General features: G+C 54.4%; 9 protein-coding genes. 7 read left to right on the forward strand and 2 right to left on the reverse strand.

Annotation, left to right across the window (positions count from 1 at the left end):
- Positions 1-211: 211 nt before the first annotated feature.
- Entirely contained in the window at positions 212-4021 is a 3810-nt protein-coding gene (gene putA / locus TH5_RS05985) for a bifunctional proline dehydrogenase/L-glutamate gamma-semialdehyde dehydrogenase PutA (RefSeq protein WP_114121095.1), read from the reverse strand.
- A 186-nt stretch (positions 4022-4207) separates the two neighbouring features.
- On the opposite strand from putA, the gene TH5_RS05990 reads away from it, so the two are divergent.
- From TH5_RS05990 to TH5_RS06020, 7 genes are all read left to right on the forward strand, one after another.
- Positions 4208-4681, forward strand: a complete 474-nt coding sequence (locus tag TH5_RS05990; protein WP_007090318.1) for an Lrp/AsnC ligand binding domain-containing protein — start codon at positions 4208-4210, stop codon at positions 4679-4681.
- A gap of 126 nt (positions 4682-4807) precedes the next feature.
- Complete coding sequence (locus TH5_RS05995) at positions 4808-5416, forward strand: 2-hydroxychromene-2-carboxylate isomerase (protein ID WP_114121096.1); 609 nt, start codon at positions 4808-4810, stop codon at positions 5414-5416.
- 260 nt (positions 5417-5676) lie between these two features.
- Entirely contained in the window at positions 5677-7287 is a 1611-nt protein-coding gene (locus TH5_RS06000) for a carboxyl transferase domain-containing protein (RefSeq protein WP_114121097.1), read from the forward strand.
- A 7-nt stretch (positions 7288-7294) separates the two neighbouring features.
- On the forward strand, positions 7295-8116 hold the full coding sequence (locus TH5_RS06005; RefSeq protein WP_114121098.1) for an enoyl-CoA hydratase/isomerase family protein: 822 nt from the start codon (positions 7295-7297) through the stop codon (positions 8114-8116).
- Between the two features lie 2 nt (positions 8117-8118).
- Positions 8119-10122, forward strand: coding sequence for an acetyl/propionyl/methylcrotonyl-CoA carboxylase subunit alpha (locus TH5_RS06010; protein ID WP_114121099.1), 2004 nt, complete (start codon positions 8119-8121; stop codon positions 10120-10122).
- A gap of 1 nt (position 10123) precedes the next feature.
- Positions 10124-11053 (forward strand): hydroxymethylglutaryl-CoA lyase, encoded by a 930-nt coding sequence (locus tag TH5_RS06015; RefSeq protein ID WP_114121100.1) that lies wholly within the window; start codon positions 10124-10126, stop codon positions 11051-11053.
- A 59-nt stretch (positions 11054-11112) separates the two neighbouring features.
- Positions 11113-11562, forward strand: a complete 450-nt coding sequence (locus TH5_RS06020) for a GNAT family N-acetyltransferase (protein ID WP_244204832.1) — start codon at positions 11113-11115, stop codon at positions 11560-11562.
- Here TH5_RS06020 and TH5_RS06025 read toward each other — a convergent pair.
- Entirely contained in the window at positions 11559-13229 is a 1671-nt protein-coding gene (locus TH5_RS06025) for a methyl-accepting chemotaxis protein (RefSeq protein ID WP_167443477.1), read from the reverse strand. The genes TH5_RS06020 and TH5_RS06025 overlap by 4 nt on opposite strands.
- Positions 13230-13261: the final 32 nt, after the last annotated feature.

Consider the following 13261-nt stretch of genomic DNA (forward strand, 5'->3'; position numbering starts at 1 on the left):
GTTCCGGCACATCTTGTCGCAGGCGATTATGACAAAAAAAAGCCCGCGCCCGATTATATCGACCTGTTTCACCGCAGAAGTAAGTCGCGCCCCAACCAGAAAAGAAAAAGACCGGGGTTATTAACCCCGGTCGCAAGTGGCGGATATGGCTATCCGCTGGCTCATCATCCGGCTTGCCGGACGCCTGATAATCCGGTTTCCATAAACCGGATCAATTTTCTTCCATAGACATCAGCGATGCGTTCCCGCCCGCAGCCGTCGTATTGATTGTGACGGTTTTCTCGGTCGCAAAACGATGCAGGAAAGCCTCATCAGGCAGCGCCCCGTCATCGTCTGCCCCGCTATCGGAAATCAGCGACAGGATCGCACCGTCACGCTTCGCCAGAAGCTGTTTGAAGGCAGTAACGCGATCAAGCGGTGCGACACAGGAAACACCAGCCACATCGCCGTCATACATCACGGCAATACCGACCTTGGACGCCACGACACGGATCAGCCCTGCCGGCAGTCCGGTATCGGTCGCTAGGCTTGCAAATTCAACCAGCCATTTTTGATCCCCGGCAACGATCACCGCATTGCCTGCAGCAAGTGCCGCAGCGATGTGGCGGATGATACGTGCTGCTTCGGCATCCTTTTCTGCCTGAACCAGATAAACACCACGGCCGAGCATATAAAGGTCGTTGGTTTCACCGGTCGGCCCAGGCATCCGGGTCGGAGCCACAAAGCCGTTTTCCGAAATCGCGGCAAAGTTTGCGATCAGTTCAGCATTTGCCGAAAGATCACTTTTCGACGACCCAGCCAATTTGGCGGCAAGATTTTCCAGAACACGGACGCGTTCATTGCCGTCTGTCGCCTGCCATTTGACCTGTGCGGCCTGCAGGGTACGATATTCATCATCCGTCAGCGACGCCTTGATCACGATTGGCGAACGATCATCGGCAATCGCGGCACTGCCTGCTGCCTTTTTTCCGGCCTCGGTCGCGGGTTTGGCAAAACGTTCGACATAGTGCGGGCCGCCTGCTTTCGGGCCGGTGCCAGATTTGCCCTGCCCACCGAATGGCTGCACACCGACAACGGCCCCAATCATGTTCCGGTTCACATAGCAGTTGCCGACACGCAGCTTTTGCGAAATCTGGCGCACTGTGCTGTCGATACGCGAATGGATGCCCATCGTCAGACCATAGCCCGACGCATTGATCTGATCGAGAACCTTGTCCAGATCACGTGCCTTGTAACGCACCACATGGACAACCGGCCCAAATACTTCGCGTTCCAGAACATCCAGCGACGGAATTTCGAAGCAATGCGGCGCAAAGAACGTCCCGTTTTCGCATTCCGGCAGGATATCACAGGCATGAAGCAGCTTTGCTTCCTTGGTCATGCGTTCTGCATGGGCGACAAGGGTTTTGCGCGATTTTTCGTCAATCACCGGTCCGACATCGATATCAAGGAATTTCGGATCACCAACACGCAGTTCCTTCATCGCGCCGACGAGCATGTGGCACAGCTTGTCTGCGATATCTTCCTGAACGAACAGAACACGCAGGGCGGAGCAACGCTGCCCGGCGGACTGGAAGCCGGAAATGATCGCATCCTGCACCACCTGTTCGGGCAATGCGGTTGAATCGACAATCATAGCGTTCTGACCGCCAGTTTCGGCAATCAGTGGCAACGGAACACCCGGACGTTTTGCCAGCGCCTGATTGATGACCTGTGCCGTTTCTGTCGAACCGGTAAAGGCAACCCCACCAATGCGCGGATCGTTGATCAGGATATTGCCGATCACCCGACCCGGCCCCGGCAGCAGGGTGAAAGCGGCCCCTGGTATTCCGGCAGCAAGGATAAGTTCGGCCGCCTTGGCCGCAACAAGCGACGTCTGTTCGGCCGGTTTGGCGATAACGGCGTTACCCGCGGCAAGTGCAGCACTGACCTGCCCCAGGAAAATCGCAAGCGGGAAATTCCAAGGGCTGATGCAGACAAAAATGCCACGGCCTTCGAGAAGACTGCCCTCGCGGAAGCTTTCTTCTGCACGGTTCGCGTAATAACGGCAGAAATCGACAGCTTCGCGTACTTCGGCAACACCATCGGAGTACAGTTTGCCTGCTTCGCGTTGGCAAAGGGCAATGAACTCGTCCATGTTTTCTTCAAGAAGATCACCAAGGCGACGCAGGCACGCTGCGCGCTCAGTTGCAGCAGTCTTGTTCCAGATTTCATAGCCTTTGGCGGCGACAACAATCGCAGCCTCGACATCGGCTTCGCCGGCCTGAACCAGTTCGCCGACTTTCTCGTTCCGGTTTGACGGGTTTAGAACATCAATCGCCTCGCCCGAAACAGGCTGGCCATCAATCAGCGGCGCAGCATGCCAGATTTTCCCCTGTATCGATGCCAGCTTTTCGGCCAACGGCAGAAGCTTGGTCGTATCGGTCAGATCAATGCCCTTGGAATTGACGCGACCAGCACCATAAAGATCAATCGGTGCCGGAATTTTCGGATGGGCCTTGCGTGGCAGGGCCGCCATCTTTTCCACCGGATCGGCGATCATTTCCTCGATCGGGAGTTGTTCGTCCTGAATACGGTTCACAAAGCTGGTATTGGCACCGTTTTCAAGCAGTCGGCGGACGAGATAGGCCAGCAAATCCTCGTGGGTGCCAACAGGGGCATAAACACGGCACGGCACGTTTTCACCATTTTTATCGACAATCTGTTCATACAGGGCTTCGCCCATGCCATGAAGACGCTGGAATTCAAATGTCCGGTCATTGCCGGCCATTTCCAGAACCGATGCCACGGTGTGGGCGTTGTGGCTGGCGAACTGGCAATAGAATGCATCACGGCGCGACAACATGAAACGTGCACACGCCAGATAGGAAACATCGGTTGCGGCCTTGCGGGTGAAGACCGGATAACCTTCGAACCCGTTTTCCTGACTGTTCTTGACCTCGGTATCCCAATAGGCCCCTTTGACAAGGCGCACCATCATTTTGCGCCCGACCTTTACCGACAGGTCGGCAAGCCATTCCAGTACGTGATAAGCCCGTTTCTGATAGGCTTGCACCGCAAGACCGTATCCCTCCCAACCATCAAGATCAGGATCGGCAAAGACTGCCCCGATCACATCAAGCGACAGGTCCAGACGGTTGGCTTCTTCGGCGTCAACGGTGAAACCGATGTCATATTTCTTGGCCAGCAACGCAAGCTGTTTGAGGCGCGGCACAAGTTCATTCATGACGCGATCATAATTGGCGAAATCGTAACGCGGATGGATCGCCGAGAGTTTTACGGAAATGCCGGGGCTGTTGATCGGGCCGCGGTTATTCGCGACCTTGCCGATATCGTTGATCGCATCGACATAGGATTTGAAATAGCGATCCGCGTCTTCCATGGTGCGCGCGGCCTCGCCCAGCATGTCATAGGAATAGCGATAGCCTTTTTCCTCGTTCGCCTTCGCACGTTCGGCGGCCTCGGCAATCGTGCGGCCCATGACGAACTGACGCCCCATGATGCGCATGGCATGGTTGAATGCCTTACGGATAACCGGCTCGCCCGAACGTGCGATCATGCGTTTAAGCAACGCGCCCGGATCGGCCTTTTCCGCCTTGCCGAACTTGATCACCTTCCCCGTTAGCATCAGTCCCCAGGTCGATGCATTGACAAAGAAGCTGTCGGAATGACCAAGGTGGCTTTGCCAGTTTGCATCAAACAGCTTGTCCTGAATCAGCTTGTCGGCGGTAACCGCATCGGGAACGCGCAAAAGTGCCTCGGCAAGGCACATCAATATGACGCCTTCCTTGCTGGATAACTCATACTCATGAAGCAGAGCATCGATGCCGCTTTTGCCGTTATCGGCTTTGCGAACCCGCGCTACAAGCTGATAAGCCCGATCCTGAACGCGCGCCGATTGCTCGGGCGCCAGTCGAGCAGCGTCAATCATGCGTTCGACAACAGCTTCTTCGTCAGTACGATATGTTTCGCGGATTTTTGCGCGGATTTCGTTGGCTTGGGGCATATCGATGCGGAACATGGCGATGGCTTCTCCCTGCAAATGCAATTCTCCGATTCCACATTGGGAACGCAGAGTTTTCTCCTCATATGGCCACAGACAATATATAGGCACTCAAAAAATGTGCTGCCATTTTCCTAAAAAATACGATATATCATCCACTGAAAAACTTTTAGTGCAGTCATAATCACTGGTTATTAGATTAAAATGCAGAAGAATCATAAAAGCTTGGACAAGATTGACAAACAGATCCTGCGCGAACTTCAAAACGACGGACGCATGTCGAACGTTGAACTGTCACGTCGCGTCAATCTTAGCCCGACACCGTGCCTCGAACGTGTTCGCCGCCTTGAACAACACGGCTTCATCACCGGTTATATGGCACTACTTGACCCCCGCAAACTCAATCAGTCGCTGGTGGTTTTTGTCGAAATAACGCTGGATCGGACGACCCCGGACGTATTTGACGTGTTTGCCACAGCGATCCGCAAACTGCCGGAAATCGAAGAATGTCACATGGTCGCAGGCGGCTTTGATTACCTGATGAAACTTCGGGTTGCCGATATGTATGCCTATCGCGAATTCCTTGAACGCCTGTCCTCTGTTCAGGGTGTCAGCCAGACTCATACATATGTCGTGATGGAAGAAGTAAAAGTACGCCCCGGCATCACGATCCCGTAAATTCGATCAATTTTGTTGCAATACAATTGCTTAGTAGCGCACTATCACCAAGCCATCTTTCCGATGGCTTTGCCGGTATCGCCACATGGCACTCTGTTTTGCGTCATTATTTACGGGCCCCACAGCATGTCGGAAGTCACTTTCTATTTCGATTTCTCGTCACCTTACGGTTATCTCGCGGCTGAACGCATCGATGCCTTTGAGGCCCGAACCGGTGTTACGGTCAACTGGTACCCGTTCATGATAGGTGCAGCCTTCAAACAGACCGGACAAAGTCCGTTATTGTCACAACCCATCCGCGGTGACTATTTCAGGCACGACATGGAACGCTGCGCAAAGATGCAGAATACGCCGTTCCGTATTCCTGAAAAATTCCCCTATTCAGCGCTGGTGCCGACACGGGCCTATTACTGGATTGCATCCACCAAACCGGCCCTTGCCATCAAGTTCGCCAAGGATGTCTATCGCGGATATTTTGCCGACGGGCTTGATATGTCCGATCCTGAAGTTGTCTTCGCCACGGCCACCCGGCACTCCATAGATGCCGGACAAATCCGGGCCGCGGTTGAGGACCCGAAATGGAAACAGCATACCCGCGATATTACCGACGATGCCATCGCGCGCGGCGCTTTCGGATCACCGTTCTTTTTCTATGAAGAAGAAGCCTTTTTCGGTAATGACCGGCTTGAACATCTTGAACGCTGGATCAAACTGCGCAAGCAAATCGACGACTGATCCGATAAAAAACCAACCCATCGAAGAGACATAACCAATTTAAATATATACGAATTTTACGAACCCTTCTCTCACTCGAGATATAATTTCAAGAGCCCAACATACTGTTCATTTTTGATATACGTAAATTCGGTACTGGATTACCTATTTAATCTTGACGTTTACGTAAACTTCCACCATAACAGCAGTCATAAGCGCCATTCACCACGGGGCCGTTTCCTCGCATAAACAGCCCCGGTAACAAACGGTGTCGATTGACGATGACGGTTCTGAAATCTGCGATAAATCCTCGCTCGGAAGATTTCCGTAACAATGCCCAACAGATGGAACAACTTGTTGCCGATCTTCGTGATCAGATCACGCAGATCAAACTTGGCGGTGGCGAGCGCGCGCGTGATCGCCACACTGGCCGCGGAAAACTTTTGCCCCGTGAACGTATCCGTCAGTTGCTGGATATCGGGTCCCCGTTCCTTGAGCTTTCCCAGCTTGCCGCATATGGAATGTACGACGATGAAGACGTTCCTGCTGCGGGTATCATCACCGGGATCGGTCGGGTCTCGGGTGTTGAATGCGTGATCGTTGCCAATGATGCGACGGTCAAAGGTGGCTCCTATTATCCGATGACGGTCAAAAAGCATCTGCGCGCGCAGGAAATCGCACTCGAAAACAATCTACCCTGCATTTATCTGGTCGATAGTGGCGGCGCGAACCTGCCGCGCCAGGATGAAGTTTTCCCGGATCGCGACCATTTCGGCCGCATCTTTTTCAATCAGGCAACCATGTCATCAAAAGGCATTCCGCAAATCGCGGTTGTCATGGGTTCCTGTACGGCGGGCGGTGCCTATGTCCCCGCCATGTCGGATGAAAGCATTATCGTTCGAAAACAGGGCACGATCTTTTTGGGTGGCCCGCCACTGGTGAAGGCCGCAACCGGCGAAGTCGTTTCAGCCGAAGACCTTGGCGGTGCAGATGTTCATTGTAAAACATCTGGTGTGACCGACCATTATGCGCAGGACGATGCACACGCCTTGTCGATTGCACGCAATATCGTCAAGAACCTGAACTGGACCAAAAATCCAGGCCTGACCCTGAGCGCGCCGCGCGAACCGGCCTACGACCCGCGCGAGATTTATGGTGTCATTCCAAGCGATTCCAAGAAGCCCTATGACGTGCGCGAAGTCATTGCCCGTATTGTTGACGGATCAGACTTCGATGAGTTCAAGGCCCAGTACGGCACAACACTGGTTACCGGCTTTGCCCGCATTTTCGGCTATCCGGTGGGGATCATTGCCAATAACGGCATCCTGTTTTCCGAAAGCGCGCTTAAAGGCGCACATTTCATTGAACTGTGTTGCCAGCGCGGTATTCCACTCGTGTTCTTGCAGAACATCACCGGCTTCATGATCGGCCGCAAATATGAAAGCGGTGGCATTGCCAAGGATGGCGCAAAACTCGTAACCGCCGTTGCGACCGCCAAGGTTCCCAAATTTACCGTTCTGATCGGTGGCTCATTTGGTGCTGGTAACTATGGCATGTGTGGCCGTGCTTATAGCCCGCGCTTCCTTTGGATGTGGCCAAATGCTCGCATTTCAGTCATGGGTGGGGAACAGGCGGCAAACGTTTTGACCCAAATCCGCGCAGATGCGCAGGAAAAACGCGGCGAAACGTGGCCCATAGCAGAACAGGAAGCGTTCAAGGGCCCGATCCGCGACCAGTATGAAGAACAGGGTCATCCCTATTACGCGTCTGCGCGACTTTGGGATGACGGGGTCATTGATCCGGCGGACACCCGCATGGTTCTTGGGCTTGGCCTTTCGGCGGCACTCAACAAACCGGTCGAGGAAACACGCTTTGGCGTGTTCCGGATGTGAGGCTGGCATGAGCAATGTAAACACCGATAACACCACCCCATCCACCGATGCCGTGATTTGCCAGATCAGCATGTCGGGCGTTGCCCGCATCACGCTGAACCGCCCGGAAATCCACAACGCGTTTGACGATATCCTGATCGGCGATCTGACAGCCAAGCTAGATGCGCTGGATGCCGATCCGGCGGTGCGCGTGGTGATCCTGACCGGGGCAGGCAAAAGCTTTTCGGCTGGTGCCGACCTCAACTGGATGAAACGCATGGCCGGATACAGCCATGCGGAAAACCTTGCTGATTCACGTGCGCTGGCGCGCTTGATGAAGACGCTTAATTTCTGCAGCAAACCGACCATCGGGCTTATCAATGGGGCGGCCTTTGGCGGCGGGGTTGGATTGGCTGCGTGCTGTGACATCGTGATTGCATCTGATCGAGCCAGTTTCTGCCTGTCAGAGGTCCAGCTCGGCCTGATTCCGGCGGTTATTTCGCCCTATGTGGTCGAGGCCATCGGCGTATCGCAGGCCCGTCGCTATTTTCTGACGGCGGAACGCTTTGATGCCGCTACCGCCCACGCCATTGGATTGGTCCATGAAATTGTTTCAGGCGACGATCTGACCGCACGGGGTGACGCCATGGCAAAGCTGCTGCTGGCAAATGGCCCGGGTGCCATGGATGCAGCAAAATCGCTGATTTATGCGGTTGCCAACAAACCGATTGACGATGATGTCATTCACGATACCGCACGACGCATTGCCGATCAGCGCGCAAGTGCCGAGGGCCGTGAAGGTGTCAATGCATTTCTTGAAAAACGCCCCGCGAAGTGGAGTGAGAATTAATCATGCCGCGCAAAATACTGATCGCCAACCGTGGTGAAATTGCCTGCCGCGTGATTGAAACCGCACGCCGTATGGGCATCCAGACCGTCGCGGTTTATTCCGACGCGGATGCCAATGCCCTGCATGTCCGACGGGCCGACGAGGCCTATCACATCGGTGGCCCCGCCCCGAAAGACAGCTATTTGCGGATTGATCGTTTGCTTGAAGTCATTGTGCAATCGGGTGCCGATGCGGTTCATCCAGGTTATGGCTTCCTGTCGGAAAATGCCGGTTTTGCCGATGCGCTGGAAAAAGCCGGCTGTGTCTTTGTCGGCCCACCGGCAAGCGCAATCCGTGCGATGGGGTCGAAATCCGAAGCCAAGAAAATCATGGGCAAGGCGGGTGTACCGCTGGTCCCCGGTTATCACGGAGAAGATCAGGACCCGAATCTTCTGGCAGCAGAAGCCGACAAGATCGGTTATCCGGTTCTGATCAAGGCATCGGCGGGAGGTGGTGGCAAAGGTATGCGTGCGGTTGAAAAGGCAGCCGATTTCAAGGATGCCCTTGTCAGTTGCAAACGCGAAGCTGCCAGCAGTTTTGGAGATGATCATTGCCTGATTGAAAAGCTGATCGTCAAACCGCGCCATGTTGAAATTCAGGTCTTTGCCGACAGTCATGGCAATGCGGTTTACCTGTTTGAGCGCGACTGTTCCCTGCAACGTCGCCATCAGAAGGTGATTGAAGAAGCCCCTGCCCCGAATATGCCAGAAGACCTTCGCGCCGAGATGGGCAAGGCCGCCGTCGATGCCGCCAAGGCGATTGGCTATCAGGGGGCTGGCACGGTAGAATTCCTGCTTGATGCGTCGGGAGCGTTCTATTTCATGGAAATGAACACGCGCCTTCAAGTCGAACACCCGGTGACAGAGATGATCACCGGTGAGGACCTTGTTGAATGGCAGTTGCGTGTCGCTGATGGTGAAAAGCTGCCCAAGACACAGGACGAACTGACCATTAACGGCCATGCCTTCGAAGTCCGCCTCTATGCCGAAGATCCGCATAATGATTTCCTGCCTGCAACCGGCAAACTCGTGCATATGCGTATGCCCGCCGCCAATGATCATGTGCGGATCGATACCGGCGTTTACGAAGGCGGCGAGGTTTCCATTCATTATGACCCGATGATCGCAAAGCTGATCACCTGGGATACGGATCGCACATCGGCACTGCGCCGGATGGCAACCGCACTTAACGATGTACAGATTGTCGGCGTGACAACCAACACCGGATTCCTTAGCAATATTGTGCGTCACCCGGCCTTTGAACGCGGCGAAGTCGAAACCGGTTTCATCAGCCAGTATCTTGATGATCTGATCCCTGCCCCGGCGGTGCCTGATAATGGCGCATTGGCCTTTGCCACCCTTGATATTCTGATGCGTCGCGATGCCGAGGCCCAAAGCCATGCAGCGCAAAGCAGCGACCCCTATTCCCCGTGGCACAGCACATCGGGATGGCGGATGAATGATGACAACCACCATAACCTGATCCTGCGCCATGACGGTGCAGAATTGAAAATCAGGGTGCATTACCGCACGCACGGTTATGTCATCGATATGCCTGACGGCAATTCGGTTACGGCCCATGCCGAATTCGGCGGTGATGGGACCATTCATGCAACACTTGATCAGGTGCGCAAACGCGCGAGTGTCCTTCGCGACGGCAATCGACTGACGATCTTCCGCAATGGACGTTCTGACCGGTTGGAAATTTTTGATCCGGTTGCAGCCGCCGGTGGCCATGAAGGTACCGGTGGGGGGTTAACCGCGCCAATGCCCGGTAAAATCATTGCCGTGCTTGCCGAACCGGGGCAATCTGTTGCCGCAGGCGACAAGCTTGTGGTGATGGAAGCAATGAAAATGGAACACACTATTTCAGCACCGGTTTCGGGCTCGGTCCGCGAGATATTCTTTGCTGTTGGGGATCAGGTTGATGATGGCGCCGAATTGATCGCCATCGAGGAGGCCGAATAGAATGCCGCGCCTTTCGAGTTTGCCTGCACGGGTCAAAATCGTTGAAGTCGGTCCGCGTGACGGGCTGCAGAACGAAAAGGCGATGGTCGCGACCGACACCAAGGTGGAACTGATCCACCGCCTTTGCGATGCAGGTCTTTCGGTTATCGAAGCCACCGCTTTTGTCAGCCCGAAATGGGTGCCACAAATGGCCGATGCATCCGACGTCATGGCCTGCATTTCGCGCAAACCGGGCGTCACCTATCCGGTTCTTGCTCCCAATTTGAAAGGGCTTGAATCCGCCATTGAGGCCGGCGCAACCGAAGTTGCGGTTTTTGGAGCTGCATCGGAAAGCTTTTCGCAGAAGAACATCAATTGCTCGATAGCAGAAAGCCTTGACCGGTTCCGCCCAGTAGTCGCCGCAGCACGTGACGCCAACATCGCTGTGCGCGGATATGTTTCCTGTGTGCTCGGCTGCCCGTACGAGGGCGAGATTGCCCCGCAAAAGGTCGCCGATGTCGCAAAGGCCCTGTTTGACATGGGTGCTTACGAAATCAGCCTTGGCGATACGATCGGTACTGGCACGCCAGGCAAGGCACAGGCGATGATTGATGCCACTGCCAAACATGTCGACATCGAAAAGCTCGCAGCCCATTTTCACGATACCTATGGTCAGGCATTGGCAAATCTTCTGGCCGTTCTGCAGATGGGGGTTGCTACGATTGACAGCTCCGTCGCGGGGCTTGGTGGCTGCCCATATGCCAAGGGGGCAAGCGGCAATGTCGCCACCGAAGATGTGGTCTACATGCTGAATGGTCTTGGCATCGAAACCGGTATCGATCTTGAAAAGCTTGCCGAAACGGGCAGCTGGATCGCCGGGAAAATCGGTCGTCAGTCCGGATCAAAGGCTAATCTGGCGCTTGCCGCCAAACGCGACACCGTCGGGGCCTGATCGCCATGGCCGCTGCCGAGACATATCGTTTCCGGCGTGCCGTCCCTAATGATTTACCCATGATACGGCGCTGGTTGCGTGTACCGGAAGTGGCACGCTGGTGGGGAGATCCCGCCGAGCAGATTGAACTGATCGCCGAAGACATCGAACTGCCGGAAATGGCAACCCTGATCGTATCCTATCGCAATCGCCCCTTTGCCTTTGCCCAGCATTATGACGCGCATCAATGGCCCCAACCCCATTTGTCCCATTTGCCCAACGGCACGCGCTGCATTGATGCATTCATTGGCGTCCCCGACATGATGGGGTGCGGTCATGGGAAGATGTTCCTGCGATTGTTGGCACAAATGCTGATTGACCGCGGCGCGCCAACGGTTGCAATCGATCCTGACCCCGAAAATGTGCGAGCCCGCAAAAGTTATGAGGCGGCCGGTTTCAGCGGTGATACCGAATATGAAACCGGCGATGGCCCCTGTATTTTGATGCAATTCAAAGCAGAGACAGACTAGGCTGCCTTGACCGCACTCAGGAACGCTTCAACCTTTAGCCGCAGGGTTTCAGCCTGTTCGGACAGTTCACCCGACGCATTCAAAACTTGTTCAGCAGCAGCTCCCGTTGAGGATGCCGCTTCATTAACACCGTGAATGTTTTCCGTTACCTCGCTTGTTCCGGCGGATGCCTGCTGAACATTTCGAGTGATCTCCTCGGTCGCAGCCCCCTGCTGTTCCACAGCACTTGCAATCGTTGCTGCAATCTCGCTGATTTCGGCAATCGTGCTGCCGATGGAATCAATCGCAACCACTGCACCTTCTGTTTCTGTCTGAATTCCGGTGATCTGCGCGGTAATTTGCTCAGTTGCCTTTGACGTTGCATTGGCAAGATTCTTGACCTCGGCTGCGACAACAGCAAAACCTTTGCCTGCTTCGCCTGCCCGCGCGGCTTCAATAGTTGCATTCAACGCCAGAAGGTTGGTTTGCGCCGCAATGTCGCTGATCAATCCAACCACATCACCGATCTTCTGGGCAGCTTCGGCAAGCCCGCGTACCTGCGCGTTGGTATTCTCCGCCTCGGACACGGCCTTGCTTGCCACTTGTGCAGACTGATTGACCTGGTGACTGATTTCGGAAATCGAGGCGCTGAGCTCCTCGGACGCGCTGGCAACAGTTTGAACGTTGTTTGATGCCTGCTCGGCTGCAGCCGACACCACCGTCGCCTGTCGGCTGGTTTCCTCAGCGGTTGTCGTCATTGATGTTGCTGTCGCCTGCATTTCTGTCGCGGCTGAAGAAACGCTATTCAGTACAGCAGAAACATCGGCATCAAAATCGTTGGTCAGTTTCTCGATTATTTTCGCGCGAGCTTCCCGCTGTTTCTGAGCTTCTGCTTCCTGCCCTGCAAGCTGTTCTGCTCTGATCATGTTTTCTTTAAAGACCAGAACTGCTTTTGCCATATCACCAATCTCGTCACGGTGATCCTGACCGGGAATTGCTATTGTTTTATCGCCACCCGCCAACTTGTTCATTGCGTCCGTGATGGCACGCACAGGCCTTGAAATGCCTGCACCAATGAGCCACGCGGCAAGCATCCCGATCAAGACAGCAGTTGCCGCTAGAACTTCGGCAGTAATAACAGCATCCTCTAGAGCCTTGGCAGCATTAGGACCGAGCTGATCCTGTTCCGCCTTGATCTCGAGCTTGAGCTTTTCCAGATTTTGGGCAATGACAGGCCCGATACGGTCAAGCGATCCAGACACAAGAGCATCGCGCCCGGCATCTGCTGCGTCCATGGCCGCGACTTTGTTAAATGTCTCAAGGTATTCTTTTAAAGCAGCATCTGCTGAAACCGCAACTTCGCGGCGGGCAGGTTCGGCAATCATGGCTGCAAGTTCGTTATTCAAATCAATTGCCGACTGCAACCGGCTCGATACCGTGTCTTTTGATGTTTGCTTTCCGCTAAGCAGAAAATCTTTCACCGCGACACGCGCTTCCAGCAAATTGGCCTGAACCCGTCCGGCTTGATTGGATTGCAGTGCCGTCGCCCGATAACGCGTAAAATCATCATCTGCACCGCTTAAGGACGCTACGGCCAACACCGACATCAATACAAGTAAAACGAGAACAACACCAAATCCACCAAAAACCTTCGGTGCAATTTTAAATCGTTTTAGAATATTTGTCATTTTCCATACCCCATAATGCTTCGCCACCCTTC

Source organism: Thalassospira xianhensis MCCC 1A02616, assembly GCF_003326475.1.
Lineage (GTDB): Bacteria > Pseudomonadota > Alphaproteobacteria > Rhodospirillales > Thalassospiraceae > Thalassospira > Thalassospira xianhensis.

What these genes read in the sequence shown, in the direction of transcription:
- TH5_RS06025 (WP_167443477.1), bottom strand. Translation starts at nt 13,229, where the DNA reads ATGACAAATATTCTAAAACGATTTAAAATTGCACCGAAGGTTTTTGGT.
- TH5_RS06010 (WP_114121099.1), top strand. Translation starts at nt 8,119, where the DNA reads ATGCCGCGCAAAATACTGATCGCCAACCGTGGTGAAATTGCCTGCCGC.
- TH5_RS06020 (WP_244204832.1), top strand. Translation starts at nt 11,113, where the DNA reads ATGATACGGCGCTGGTTGCGTGTACCGGAAGTGGCACGCTGGTGGGGA.
- TH5_RS05990 (WP_007090318.1), top strand. Translation starts at nt 4,208, where the DNA reads ATGCAGAAGAATCATAAAAGCTTGGACAAGATTGACAAACAGATCCTG.
- TH5_RS06005 (WP_114121098.1), top strand. Translation starts at nt 7,295, where the DNA reads ATGAGCAATGTAAACACCGATAACACCACCCCATCCACCGATGCCGTG.
- TH5_RS06015 (WP_114121100.1), top strand. Translation starts at nt 10,124, where the DNA reads ATGCCGCGCCTTTCGAGTTTGCCTGCACGGGTCAAAATCGTTGAAGTC.
- putA (WP_114121095.1), bottom strand. Translation starts at nt 4,021, where the DNA reads ATGTTCCGCATCGATATGCCCCAAGCCAACGAAATCCGCGCAAAAATC.
- TH5_RS05995 (WP_114121096.1), top strand. Translation starts at nt 4,808, where the DNA reads ATGTCGGAAGTCACTTTCTATTTCGATTTCTCGTCACCTTACGGTTAT.
- TH5_RS06000 (WP_114121097.1), top strand. Translation starts at nt 5,677, where the DNA reads ATGACGGTTCTGAAATCTGCGATAAATCCTCGCTCGGAAGATTTCCGT.